Genomic DNA, 12,461 nt, shown 5'->3' with positions numbered 1-12,461 from the left:
GCAGAACCAATTCGGGATTGGCAGGCTGCATCAGATATGTTCCCTTTACGTTCCAGTGTGCGCCTGATAGTTTGTACCCACTGGAGGCGGGCGGCTGCGCCATCTTCGGCATTGGTGGTGGCGGCTGTCTTGTCTTTCCCTTGCGAATCCGGTCTCTCGCGCTGATGGAATTCTCTCCCCAACAGGACGACGCGCTGAAGGCGGTCGCCCAATGGCTGAAGACCGGCCAGCCGCAGCTGTTCCGGCTGTTCGGCTATGCCGGCACCGGCAAGACGACGCTGGCGCGCTATTTCGCCGAACATGTCGACGGCCAGGTGCAGTTCGCCGCCTTCACCGGCAAGGCGGCGCAGGTGCTGCGCTCCAAGGGCGCGGTCAATGCGCGTACCATCCATTCGCTGATCTATCGGCCGAAGGGCGAGGAATCGGTATCGGACGAGGTCACCGGCAAGACGTCGATGTCGCCGACCTTCTCGCTTAACCGCCAGAGCCCGATTACGCGGGCGAAACTGGTCGTCATCGACGAATGCTCGATGGTCGACGAGCAGCTCGGCCGCGACCTGATGAGTTTCGGCACGCCGATCCTGGTGCTGGGCGACCCCGGCCAGCTGCCGCCGATCTCGGGTGGCGGCTTCTTCACCGACCACGAGCCGGATTTTTTGCTGACCGAAATCCACCGGCAGGCGCGCGACAACCCGATCCTGCGGCTGGCGCTCGATGTGCGCGAGGGCCGTGAATTCATGCGTGGCGACTATGGCACGGCGCAGGTGATCGGCAAGGAAGACGTTACCCAGGAGCTGGTGCTGAAGGCGGACCAGGTGCTGGTCGGCACCAACCGCACGCGTCGCCGCTACAATCAGCGGCTGCGCGAGCTCAAGGGCTTCAACGCCGATTATCCGCAGGCCGGCGACAAGCTCGTCTGCCTGCGCAACGATCCGGCCAAGGGCCTGCTCAACGGCTCGCTGTGGAAGGTGATGACCTCGTCGCGCGAGACGGTGAAGCCCGGCATCAACCTTCTGGTGTCGCCGGAAGAGGACGATCCGGATCGCGGCGTCGCCAAGATCAAGCTGCTCAAGGCGGCGTTCGAGGATCCCGATGCCGACATCCCGTGGCAGCAGAAGAAGCGCTTCGACGATTTCGACTATGGCTACGCGCTGACCGTGCACAAGGCGCAGGGCTCGCAGTGGAACGAGATCGTGCTGTTCGATGAAAGCTGGGCCTTCAAGGAAACCCGCCAGCGATGGCTCTACACCGCCATCACGCGGGCGGCCGAGCGGCTGACGATCGTCAGGTAGGGGCGCCGGATGCTGTTGCTCCGATAGGCTGCGCGGCAAGCCATTGCCAGGCGGCGGCCTCGTCCTCCGCCTTGAAGTGCCTGATTTCAACGGGCGGGGAGGACGGCAGAAAGCGTTGTGCGTCCGCTATCCAGTCCGGTTCGCCGATGGTTGCGCAACGGCCGACATGTTTCAATGCATGGATCGCGCCCTGCTTCAGGGTCTCGTCCGCGATGTCGGCCCAGTCGACGCCATCGTGGTCGACGAGGCGCACCAGCACATCGATGCGCGGATGCAGGGCATAGGCTGCCTCCAGCAGCCCGAAAAGATTTTCACCGTCGGCCGCGGAAACGTGCCCGACGACATCGATGGCGAAAAGGTCGTCGCGGCTGGTCTCGATACGGCGAATTGCCGGAACCTCATCGAGAAAATTCATCGGCGCTTTCCTTTCCCGGCTCGTTCATCAGGCTTGGAACACCCGAAACCCCCAGTCTGTTCCCACCAAAGGCATTACTGTTCCCGTCAAAGGCATTATAGGTGGGCGCGTTGAATGATTTCCGAGGCCGCCCGCATGCCTGCAAAGCTCTCCGTCAACCTCAATGCCATCGCCATGCTGCGCAACCGCCGCGACCTGCCGTGGCCAAGCGTGACCGGCCTCGGCCGCATTGCGCTGGCGGCCGGGGCGCATGGGCTGACGGTGCATCCGCGTCCCGACGAGCGGCACACAAGACACTCCGATCTGCCTGAGATTCGGTTGCTGATCGACGACGAGTTTCCGCGCGCGGAATTCAACATCGAAGGCTATCCGACCGAGGATTTCCTGTTGCTTGTGGAAAAGCATCAGCCTGAGCAGGTGACTTTGGTGCCGGACGATCCGGCCCAGGCGACATCGGACCATGGCTGGAACTTCGCCACCCAGGCCGCGTTCCTTACACCGATCGTCAAACGCTTGAAAAAAGGGGGCTTTCGCGTGTCGCTGTTTTCCGATCCGGATCCCGATTGGGTGGCGGCCGCACGCGACACCGGTGCCGATCGCATCGAGCTCTATACTGGTCCATATGGCAGCTATCACACAGATTCCGCCAAAGCGGCCAAAGAGCTGGAAAGATTGGGAAAAACCGCTGACGCGGCGCTTGCCGCCGGGCTGCAGGTCAATGCCGGGCACGATCTCGTGGTCGGCAATCTGCCGGCGCTGGTCAAGCGCATTCCGGCATTGGCCGAAGTGTCGATCGGACATGGGTTGACAGCCGACGCGTTGGAGTATGGCATGGCCGGCACGGTGGGTCGGTTCCTCAAGGCCTGCGGATGGTAGCGATGGGCAGCCTGGCGCGGCAGGCATGGCAGCCATTACGCGACGGCACTTGATATTGCATCGCAGCAAGCGTAGAGCACCGCGCGCTTATCGGAGTGTCGTCCATGGCCCTTACCAACACTGGTAGTGAGGCAGAACCCGTCGAACAATCGAGCCATTCGGAAGTCGAACAGCACAGCACCAAGGTTCTGATGCTGGGCGCGCTCGGTGTCGTCTATGGGGATATCGGCACCAGCCCGATCTACGCCTTTCGCGAGGCGCTGGTGGCGTCCTCGGGCGGCAATGTCGCCCAGCGCGGCGATATTCTCGGCGTGTTGTCGCTGATCATCTGGTCGCTGACGATCATCGTCACCATCAAATACATCATGTTCGTGCTGCGCGCCGACAACCGCGGCGAGGGCGGCGTGCTGTCGCTGATGGCGCTGGCGCGCGGCAGTTTCCCCAAGCGTTCAGCATTGATGCTCGCTATCGGCATCGTGGGGGCATCGCTTTTCTTCGGCGACGCCGTCATCACGCCGGCGATTTCGGTGCTGTCGGCGGTCGAGGGCATGAATGTCGTCACGCCGACCTTCCAGCCCTACGTCGTGCCGCTGACATTGGTCATCCTTGCCATGGTGTTCGCGGTGCAGCGCTTTGGCACGGGCGGGGTGGGATTGGTGTTCGGTCCGGTGACCGCGGTATGGTTCCTGGCCATCGGCCTTTCCGGCCTCAACCACATCATCGCCGACCCGGAAATCCTGTGGGCGGTGAGTCCGCACTATATCGTCGCCTTCCTGATCAATTCGCCCGATGTCGCCTTCGTGACCATCGGCGCCATCTTTCTCGCCGTGACCGGCGCCGAAGCGCTCTATGCCGATCTCGGCCATTTCGGCCGCAAGCCGATCGTGCTGGCCTGGCTGGCGATCGTGTTTCCCTGCCTGCTGCTCAATTATGCCGGGCAGGGTGCCTTCGTGCTGGCCAAGAATGGCGTCGTCGGCCATCCGTTCTTCGAGATGAACGAAGGCTGGACGCTGATCCCGATGGTCGTGCTGGCGACCGCCGCCACCGTCATCGCCAGCCAGGCGGTGATATCAGGCGCGTTCTCGCTGACCAGGCAGGCGGTGCAGCTCAACATGCTGCCGCGGCTCGAAATCCTGCACACGTCGGAGAAACAGTCCGGCCAGATCTACATGCCGCGCGTCAATCTTCTGCTGGCGCTGGTGGTGATGATGCTGGTGGTCGGCTTCGGCGAGTCCAGCAGGCTGGCGTCGGCCTACGGTATTTCGGTGACCGGCAACATGCTGGTGACGACGGTGCTGCTCTATGTCGTCATGACGCGCATCTGGAAATGGCGGCTGTGGGTGGCAATCTCGCTTACGGCGCTGTTCGGCTTCATCGATGTCGGCTTCTTTGCTTCCAACATCGTCAAGGTGTTCGAGGGCGGCTGGGCCTCGCTGGCCGTGGCCTTCACCGTCGTGCTGGCCATGTGGACCTGGGTGCGCGGCAGCCGCTATCTGTTCGACAAGACCCGACGCAACGAGATCCCGCTGGATTTCCTCGCCGGCAATCTGTTGAAGAAGAAGCCTCAGCTGGTGTCAGGCACCGCCGTGTTCCTGACCAGCGATCCGCTCAGTGCGCCAACCGCACTGATGCACAGCCTGAAGCACTACAAGGTGCTGCATGAGCAGAACGTCATCCTTTCGGTGGTGACCGCGCCGCAGCCGGTGGTGCCCGACAGCGACCGGGTCAAGATGGAGACCGTCAACGAGCTGTTCATGCGCGTGACGCTGACCTTCGGCTACATGGAGCAGCCCAACATCCCGCGCGCGCTGGCGATCTGCCGCAAGCAGGGCTGGAAGTTCGACATCATGACGACCTCGTTCTTCCTCTCGCGGCGTTCGCTCAAGGCCTCGCCCAATTCCGGCATGCCGGTGTGGCAGGACCGGCTGTTCATCGGCCTGGCCCGTACGGCGGCCGACGCGACAGAATACTTTCAGATCCCGACCGGGCGCGTGGTCGAGATCGGCACGCAGGTGGCGATCTAGGCACCTGCCGGATCGGCGAATTGACTGTGCCGTCCGGCACAGTCCATGTCACTCCGCTTCAGCCGGCCAGCGCGGCCTTGTTTGCCTCGAGGAACTGCTTCAGCGTCTTCGACTTGCGGCCGGAAAGCGTCTCGACCGCGTCCGTCACCATGGCGATGCGGCCGGAACGCGTGTTGGCGTCGAACGACACAATGATGCGGGCAAAGTCCTCCGGAACGCCAGCGGCCTTCACACCTTCGGTCAAAGCTTCATCCGGAACCTGCACGACATCGAGCGGCTTGCCGGTGACCTCGCTTACCAGGGCGGCGATCTCGGCCGTCGTGTAGGCCTGCGGGCCGGTCAAGGTGTAGGTTTCGCTTTCGCTTGATGCGGCAACGAGGCCGGCGGCGATCGCTGCCGCCATGTCGTCGCGCGCACCGTGCGCCATGCGGCCGTCGCCGGCGGACGTGTACCATTTTCCCGAAGCGATCGCGTGCGGCAGGGACAAGAACAGGTTCTCCTGGTACCAGCCGTTGCGGAAGATCGTGTAGGGGATGCCGCTCGCTTTGATCGCCTGCTCGGTGCCGTAGTGATCATTGGCAAACAGCACCGGCGAAACCGGTTCCGGGTTGGGCATCGAGGTGTAGAGAAGGTGGGAAACACCGGCCTTCTTCGCGGCGGCAACCGCGTTCTGGTGCTGCCTCAGGCGCTTGCCGTGCAGCAGGTCGATCTCGCCGGTCGAGATGATCAGCACCCTGTCGGCGCCCTTGAAAGCAGCCTCCAACGATAGTGTGTCGTCGAAGTCAGCCGCCCTTGTGATCACGCCTCGCGCCGCCAACTCGGCGAGGTTTTCCGGATTGCGGGTGGCGGCGATGATCCGGCCCGCGGGGACCTTGAACATATCCAGCAGGTGGTTGATGACGCCGCGGCCGAGCTGGCCGGAAGCGCCGGTGACGAGAAGGGTTTGGGTCATGGAAGATCCTGACGTTGCGCCGCTAAGGCGGTTCGAGTGGCGGTCTCAAAAAGAGACCAGCACTAAAATAGGAATTGACCCAGAGCCGTAAAGAAGGCAGTTTTTCGGGAGGTAGGCACGCGCAGGGAACCAGCGGTGGACAGCAAGATCGTCAATCTGAGATCGAAGTTGGCGGTCTACAAGGCGGTCTCCGGCGGCGGCAACTTCTCCAATTGTCCGGTCCGCGGGGTCATACAGGGCGTGAGCGGCAAATGGAGCTCGCTGCTGATGATGGCTTTGGCCGAGCAGCCCTATCGCTTCGGCGAGTTGCGGCGGCTGGTGCCGGACATTTCACAGCGCATGCTGACGCAGACGCTCTACGATTTGCAGCGCGACGGCTATGTGCATCGCGAGGTGTTCCCGACCAAGCCGCCGAGCGTCGAATACAGCCTGACCGATCTCGGACAATCGATGTTCGGCGCCTTGCATCAGCTGATCCTGTGGGCCGAGCTCAATCATGATGCGGTGCGCGGCGCACGCGCCGATTTTGACGCCGCCCAGGGCTGACCAGCGGCGCAAAGCCGTTGGTGACGGCTTGATTTCGTCCCGCCGCTGAAGGATTGTCCCGGCCAATCCGGCTTTGGGGGCACTGGCATTTCCTATGATATCGCAATTGCAGGCGCCGGGCCGGCGGGACTGGCCGTGGCGCTCTATCTCAAGCGTGCCGGGCATCGGGTCACGGTCTTCGAGCGCTTCGATGAACCGAAGCCGGTCGGCTCCGGGCTGATCCTGCAGCCGACAGGGCTGACGGTGCTGGCCGATCTTGGCCTGCTCGACGACATACTGGCGCTGGGCAGCCGCATCGACCGCCTGCATGGCGCCGATGCTTCCACGGGCCGTACGGTGCTCGATGTCCGCTACGATGCGCAACGCGGTGGCCGCTTCGGGCTGGCGGTGCACCGGGCGGCTTTGTTCGGTGTGCTTTTCCGCGCCGCGCAGAGCGAGGCGATCGCCATCGAGACCGGCGTCGAGATCGAGGCTCTGGAGACCGGCGAACGGGCGACGCTGATCTGTGGCAACGGGCGAAGGGCAGGGCCATTCGATCTGGTCGTCGACGCCAGCGGTTCGCGCTCGAAACTGCGCCGCGAAAGCGCTCCAGGCGAGCCGCGGCCACTCACCTATGGCGCGTTCTGGGCCTCGCTCGGCTGGCGCGGCGATGGTTTTGACGTGCACGCGCTGCTGCAACGCTACGACAAAGCGAGCGTGATGATCGGCGTGCTGCCGATCGGCCGGCCGCAGCCGGGCGCTGAAAAGATGGCGGCCTTCTTCTGGAGCCTGAAGCCGTCGGATGCCGATGAGGTGCGCGTTCGCGGCCTGAACGCCTGGAAGGAGAGGGTGGTCCGGCTGTGGCCGCAGAGCGAGGCATACACCAGCCAGATCGACAGTTTCGACCAGCTCTCGCTGGCCCGCTACGGCCACCACACGATGAAGCTTCCGGCCGGTAGGCGAGTGGCCGTCATCGGCGACGCGGCGCATTCCACCAGTCCGCAACTCGGGCAAGGGGGCAACATGGCGCTGCTCGACGCGGCGGCGCTCAGCCATGCGCTGCTGCGGGCGTCAAACGTCGAGGCAGCACTGGAGGCCTATGCGAAGGCGCGGCGCTGGCATGTCCGCATCTTCCAGGCGCTGTCGCTGGCATTCACGCCGTTCTACCAGTCGGATTCGGTGGCGCTGCCCTTCATCCGCGACAGGCTGGTGGCGACGGTGGCAAAAATCCCGCCGGCGCCGCAGTTTCTCGCCTCAATGGTGGCGGGAACAGTGATCGACCCGTTCAAGCGAATTGGGCTGACGGAGGCGAAGTGGCTGGATCGTTTTGGCCAATGAGGCCTGAAAGGTGCGATCCCTTCGCTTGCAGGAAAGCATGCAGGCGCTGCGGATAGTCCGGCGCCACGGCTTGCCTGATCGACGGGCGCTCACTCAACGTTTTGCGCCAGGCTCGGACGAGCGGTTTGCCGTCCAGAATGCCGAAATCACCGATGCGGTCGAAGACATCGAGGTAGCGGAAGACCGGACCGTAAACGGCGTCGACCAGCGAAAAGTGCTTGCTGGCGAACCAGGGTCCGCCGGGCTCGTCCGCCAGCTCGGCTTCGAGGCGATCGAACATGGCGGACAGCGCGCTGGATTCGGCCAGGAAGCCAGCTTCGGTCGAGGCTGAATAGAACCGGCGGATGGCGTTGAGGGTTGCCGAACCGAACTCGATCCAGGCGCGATGACGGGCGCGGGCATAGGGGTCGGCAGGGTGGAGGGGATTGGCTTGCGTCTCTTCAAGGAATTCGAGGATGACGGCCGATTCGAAGATGACCGTTTCCTCGCCATTTCGCTGTACGCGCAGCAGCGGCACCTTGCCGAGCGGCGAGATCGCTTTGAACCAATCCGGTTTGTTGGCCAGGTCGATATCGATGCGCTCGAACGGCACGCCCTTTTCGGCCAGCGAAATCGCGGCGCGCTGCACATAGGGGCAGAGGTGATGGCTGACGAGGATGAGCTTGTGTGCCATGAGGTTTCCAAGGTTAATGCATTTGCATCTATATAGATGCACATGCATCGATCGTCAAGCTTGATGCAAATGCATCTACTGCCTATGCTTGGCCATGACCGAGAAAGCCACGCCTTCGCCAGAAGCCATCAAGGCCTGGGCTCGCCTGATGCGCGTTTCGCGCCAGCTGATGGAAAGCGCTGAAGAAGCGTTGAAGGCCGCCGGCCTGCCGCCGCTTGCCTGGTACGACGTGCTGCATGAGCTCGCTGAGGCGGGCGAGGGCGGGCTGCGGCCGTTCCAGCTCATCGAGCGCACTCTGTTCGCGCAATACAACATTTCGCGCCTGCTGGCCCGGCTCGAGGCCGATGGGCTCGTCGAGAAACTGACGGTGGCCGATGATGGTCGTGGCCAGACCATCCGCATCACCGCCAAGGGCCGCGAGACACGCCGCCAGATGTGGGCTGTCTACGGACGGTCGATCACCGAACTGGTTGGCGCCAAACTGTCGGCGGATGAATTGACCAGGGTCTCCGCACTGCTTGGACGATTGCGCCATCCGCCAGCCTCCGATTAGCGAGGCTTGTCGCGCGGCAACGCATCACTTGCAGATATTTTGCGCCCGCCCTCTTGCGCGCGGCCTCGGATTGCGCAATATGCCGAACCGTAACGTACGGTACGGCATATCGGAATGACCGGTGGCCCGACCTTTCGAGAGAAGAGCGTGTTGCACAGCGTGCCCGAGATCGACACCAGCGAAGCGCTGACAGAGCGACAGAAGGCCGTGCTCGACGCAGCGTTGCGGCTGCTGGTCGAAGAGGGCGATCAACTGACCATGACCGCCGTGGCGCGCCGCGCCAGCTGCTCCAAGGAAACGCTCTACAAATGGTTCGGCGACCGTGACGGGCTGCTGACGGCGACGGTGCAGTGGCAGGCCTCGAAAGTGCGGGTGGCGCCGGTTGACGGCAAGGGGCTCGATCTTGCCTCGCTGACCGCAAGCCTCGAACGCTTTGCCTCGGACTGGCTTAAGGTGATCTCCAGTGACACCTCGATTGCGCTCAACCGGGTGGCGGTCAGCCATGCCGGTTCGGGTAAGGACAATCTCGGCGCCGTGGTGCTTGAGAACGGCCGCTTCGCATTGGCCAAACGGTTGAAGCCGGTGCTTGAGGCCGGCCGACGGACCGGGCTTTTGGATTTTGCGGATGCCGAGACGGCGTTCCGCACCTTTTTCGGGCTGGTCGCCCGCGACGTGCAGAACCGTCTGCTGCTTGGCGACCGGCTGGAATTGACTGAGGCGGCGATCGGCGGCGATGCCGCGCGCGCGACGCAGCAGTTTCTCGCTCTTTTCGGAGCAAAAACCGGGCCGCAGGGCCTCTGATTCATAAAACGGGAAGGAAGACAAAATGCGCGTCTATTACGATCGTGATGCCGATCTCAATCTGATCAAGGGCAAGAAGGTCGCCATCATTGGCTATGGCAGCCAAGGCAGGGCGCACGCGCTCAACCTCAAGGATTCCGGCGCCAAGGAAATCGCCATCGGTCTCAAGGCCGGTTCGGCGACCGCCAAGAAGGTCGAAGCCGATGGGCTCAAGGTGATGAGCGTGGCCGACGCCGCCAAATGGGCCGACCTGATGATGATGGCAACGCCCGACGAGCTGCAGGCCGACATCTACAAGAACGAGATCGCGCCGAATATCCGCGATGGTGCCGCTATCGCCTTCGCGCACGGCCTCAACGTGCATTTCGGCCTGATCGAGCCAAAGTCGACGGTCGACGTCGTCATGATCGCGCCGAAGGGTCCCGGCCACACGGTGCGCGGCGAATACCAGAAGGGCGGCGGCGTGCCGTGCCTGGTCGCCGTCAACCAGGACGCCTCGGGCAATGCGCTCGACCTGGCCCTGTCCTACGCCTGCGGCGTCGGCGGCGGCCGTTCGGGCATCATCGAGACCAATTTCCGCGAGGAATGCGAGACCGACCTGTTCGGCGAGCAGGTCGTGCTGTGCGGCGGTCTGGTCGAGCTGATCCGGGCCGGTTTCGAGACGCTGGTGGAAGCCGGCTACGCGCCTGAGATGGCCTATTTCGAGTGCCTGCACGAGGTCAAGCTGATCGTCGACCTGATCTATGAAGGCGGCATCGCCAACATGAACTACTCGATCTCGAACACCGCCGAATGGGGCGAATATGTCTCGGGCCCGCGCATCATCACCGCCGAGACCAAGGCCGAGATGAAGCGCGTGCTGAAGGACATCCAGACGGGAAAATTCACCTCGGAGTGGATGCAGGAATACCGCGCCGGCATGTCCCGCTTCAAGGGCATCCGCCGCAACAATGACAGCCACCAGATCGAGGAAGTCGGCGCCAAGCTGCGCGCGATGATGCCCTGGATTTCCAAGAACAAGCTGGTCGACAAGGCCAAGAACTGAGCGAAATCCACAAGCGCTCGAAACAGCGGCTTCCAGAACAAAAAACGGCGCCAAGTGGCGCCGTTTTTTCATTCTGCCGGTCGGCTCAGCTACAGGTCAGCTCAATAGGGTGAGTAGCACTGCTGGCGCGGGCCGTTGTAGGGCTGGAAGGTGTTGTCGTAGGCCCGGTACGACCGGTAGCGGTTGTAGCACCATTGGACATGGGCGCTCGAAAGCCGTCCCGCGCGGTAGTAGCGGCGCGGCGCCGGCCGGTCATAGTAGTCGTAATTGTTGTACATGCTGCCGAGGCCAAGCCCCAGGCCAAGACCCAGGATCGCGGCACTCGCGCCATCATCGTAATAACGGCCGCCGCGATAGTGATGGCGACCATGGCGCCAACGCCAGTTGTCTCCACCATTCCAATTACCGCCGCCGCCGTGCCAGTGTCGACGGCCGCCGTCCCAATTGCCCGACCGGCGCCATCTCCAATCGTCGTTGTTGAACTGACGGTTGTTGCCGCCGGCCCAACTGTCGCGAACCGGCGTGACATTCGGCGCCGCCGTGCTGGTGGGTATCGACAGATCCGGCTGCATGATCGGTCCGGCGGCGGACGGTGCCGTGACGCCGGACAGGATACCGAGGGCTATCAGCCCCGATTTGACCGTGGAAGAAAAGAGCGAACTCATTGCACTCTCCAAGAGTTACAGGCCCCACGCCCACCCGAGGAATGGGGCAACAATGGATGTTTGCATCTGAACGGCGGATGAACGGAAAGGTTCCGACAACCATGACGCGAACGCGCCCAGGACCAATCGATCTCAGATGGTGGTTTTGCGCGCTTGTTTTCCGAAGCACTTGCGGGCAAAGGTCGTGGCATGTCGCTGCGCCTTGCCACCTTCAATGTCGAGAACCTGATGAACAGGTTCGATTTTTCCGGCTATCGCAACCAGCTCAACGAGGATCGAACGCTGGCGCTGTTCGATATCCAGAGCGAGGCGGAATACAGGATCCTGGAGCAGGCCCGCGCCATCGCCCAGTCCGACGACACGCGCCAACTGACGGCGCTGGCAATCGCTGCCACCCGGGCCGACATCATCTGCATGCAGGAGGTCGACAACATCGAAGCGCTGAAGGCCTTCGAATACGGCTATCTGTTCAAGATGGTGGGGCAGGGCTACCGGCAGAAATACACCACATCGGGCAATGATTCGCGCGGCATCGACGTTGCCGTGATGATGCGCAACGAGACCGCGCAGGGCCAGCCGATCGAATTCGTGCGCATGACCAGCCATGCCTATGTCACCTACGAGCAGTTCGGGCTGCACACGCCGGAACTCGAGGCACTGGGCAATCAGGCCAATGAGCGCATTTTCCGGCGCGACTGCCTGGAGATCGACGTCACCGTGGGCGGTGTGCCGCTGACGCTCTATCTCGTGCATTTCAAGTCGATGGGCTCGCCGCGCAACGGGCTCGACGGGCGCGAGGCGACGATGCCGGTGCGCATCGCGGAAGCGCAGGCCGTGCGCCGCATCATCGAGGAGCGCTTCGGTGGGGAGCATGCCGCCAACAAACGCTGGGCGATATGCGGCGACATGAATGATTATCGCCAGCGCGTGAAGGTGGCCGGCGATGCGATCGACGGCTATCGCTTCGAGGTGGTCGACGAAGCCCTGTCCTGCATCAACGTGCTGACGGCAGGCGGCTTTTGCGAAAACGTCGTCGAGCGGCGGCCGGAGATGAACCGCTGGAGTTTTTACCACACGCGCGGACCGGAAGAGCGGCATCTGTGCCAGCTCGACTACATCCTGTTGTCGAAGGGGCTCGCCGCCAGCAACGCAACGGCCGTTCCCGACATCATCCGCAACGGCCAGCCCTGGCGCACCATCTTTCCGCCGGGGCAGGAGGTCGAGCGGTTTCCGCGCGCCGGCTGGGACCGACCGAAGGCATCGGACCATTGCCCAGTGGCGATCACGCTGGACATGACCTGA

Annotated in this window: 13 protein-coding genes; 9 read left to right on the top strand and 4 right to left on the bottom strand. The window is 63.1% G+C overall.

Going from position 1 to position 12,461, the window contains the following annotated elements; genetic code table 11:
- Positions 1-164: 164 nt before the first annotated feature.
- The gene (locus AC0L24_RS18050; RefSeq protein WP_027034850.1) at positions 165-1,292 is read left to right on the top strand and encodes an ATP-dependent DNA helicase; all 1,128 of its coding nucleotides are present in this window, start codon (positions 165-167) and stop codon (positions 1,290-1,292) included.
- Here AC0L24_RS18050 and AC0L24_RS18045 read toward each other — a convergent pair.
- The gene (locus AC0L24_RS18045) at positions 1,285-1,707 is read right to left on the bottom strand and encodes a SpoIIAA family protein (protein WP_127271116.1); all 423 of its coding nucleotides are present in this window, start codon (positions 1,705-1,707) and stop codon (positions 1,285-1,287) included. The two genes, AC0L24_RS18050 and AC0L24_RS18045, sit on opposite strands and share 8 nt — an antisense overlap.
- Positions 1,708-1,842: 135 nt before the next feature.
- Between AC0L24_RS18045 and AC0L24_RS18040 the strand changes: the two genes are divergently transcribed.
- Positions 1,843-2,583 carry a pyridoxine 5'-phosphate synthase gene (locus tag AC0L24_RS18040; protein ID WP_127396477.1) on the top strand — a complete coding sequence of 247 codons (741 nt, stop codon included), beginning with the start codon at positions 1,843-1,845 and terminating at the stop codon, positions 2,581-2,583.
- A gap of 104 nt (positions 2,584-2,687) precedes the next feature.
- On the top strand, positions 2,688-4,607 hold the full coding sequence (locus AC0L24_RS18035) for a potassium transporter Kup (protein ID WP_127272417.1): 1,920 nt from the start codon (positions 2,688-2,690) through the stop codon (positions 4,605-4,607).
- Between the two features lie 58 nt (positions 4,608-4,665).
- Here the strand turns inward: AC0L24_RS18035 and AC0L24_RS18030 are convergent, their stop codons facing one another.
- A complete protein-coding gene (locus tag AC0L24_RS18030; protein WP_128362813.1) occupies positions 4,666-5,559 on the bottom strand; it encodes an SDR family oxidoreductase in 894 nt (297 codons plus the stop codon).
- Positions 5,560-5,694: 135 nt separating this feature from the next.
- On the opposite strand from AC0L24_RS18030, the gene AC0L24_RS18025 reads away from it, so the two are divergent.
- The gene (locus AC0L24_RS18025) at positions 5,695-6,105 is read left to right on the top strand and encodes a winged helix-turn-helix transcriptional regulator (RefSeq protein WP_128362812.1); all 411 of its coding nucleotides are present in this window, start codon (positions 5,695-5,697) and stop codon (positions 6,103-6,105) included.
- 135 nt (positions 6,106-6,240) lie between these two features.
- Positions 6,241-7,422 carry an FAD-dependent oxidoreductase gene (locus AC0L24_RS18020; protein ID WP_473564014.1) on the top strand — a complete coding sequence of 394 codons (1,182 nt, stop codon included), beginning with the start codon at positions 6,241-6,243 and terminating at the stop codon, positions 7,420-7,422.
- Here the strand turns inward: AC0L24_RS18020 and AC0L24_RS18015 are convergent.
- Complete coding sequence (locus tag AC0L24_RS18015) at positions 7,370-8,095, bottom strand: glutathione S-transferase family protein (protein ID WP_127810050.1); 726 nt, start codon at positions 8,093-8,095, stop codon at positions 7,370-7,372. The genes AC0L24_RS18020 and AC0L24_RS18015 overlap by 53 nt on opposite strands.
- 94 nt (positions 8,096-8,189) lie before the next feature.
- Here AC0L24_RS18015 and AC0L24_RS18010 point away from each other — a divergent pair, with 94 nt between their 5' ends.
- The 3 genes from AC0L24_RS18010 (at position 8,190) to ilvC (ending at position 10,494) form a co-directional block, all read left to right on the top strand.
- Positions 8,190-8,648 (top strand): MarR family winged helix-turn-helix transcriptional regulator, encoded by a 459-nt coding sequence (locus AC0L24_RS18010; protein WP_127398663.1) that lies wholly within the window; start codon positions 8,190-8,192, stop codon positions 8,646-8,648.
- A 147-nt stretch (positions 8,649-8,795) separates the two neighbouring features.
- On the top strand, positions 8,796-9,449 hold the full coding sequence (locus AC0L24_RS18005; protein WP_473564013.1) for a TetR/AcrR family transcriptional regulator: 654 nt from the start codon (positions 8,796-8,798) through the stop codon (positions 9,447-9,449).
- A 25-nt stretch (positions 9,450-9,474) separates the two neighbouring features.
- The gene (gene ilvC / locus AC0L24_RS18000; protein WP_013531065.1) at positions 9,475-10,494 is read left to right on the top strand and encodes a ketol-acid reductoisomerase; all 1,020 of its coding nucleotides are present in this window, start codon (positions 9,475-9,477) and stop codon (positions 10,492-10,494) included.
- Positions 10,495-10,595: 101 nt separating this feature from the next.
- On the opposite strand, the gene AC0L24_RS17995 is transcribed toward ilvC, so the two are convergent.
- The gene (locus tag AC0L24_RS17995; RefSeq protein ID WP_127810052.1) at positions 10,596-11,159 is read right to left on the bottom strand and encodes a BA14K family protein; all 564 of its coding nucleotides are present in this window, start codon (positions 11,157-11,159) and stop codon (positions 10,596-10,598) included.
- Between the two features lie 189 nt (positions 11,160-11,348).
- Between AC0L24_RS17995 and AC0L24_RS17990 the strand changes: the two genes are divergently transcribed.
- Positions 11,349-12,461, top strand: coding sequence for an endonuclease/exonuclease/phosphatase family protein (locus tag AC0L24_RS17990; protein ID WP_127810053.1), 1,113 nt, complete (start codon positions 11,349-11,351; stop codon positions 12,459-12,461).

The organism is Mesorhizobium sp. WSM4809, from assembly GCF_055811655.1.
The sequence above is the reverse complement of the archived record's forward strand: the minus strand, read 5'-3'. Positions and strand labels throughout refer to the sequence as shown.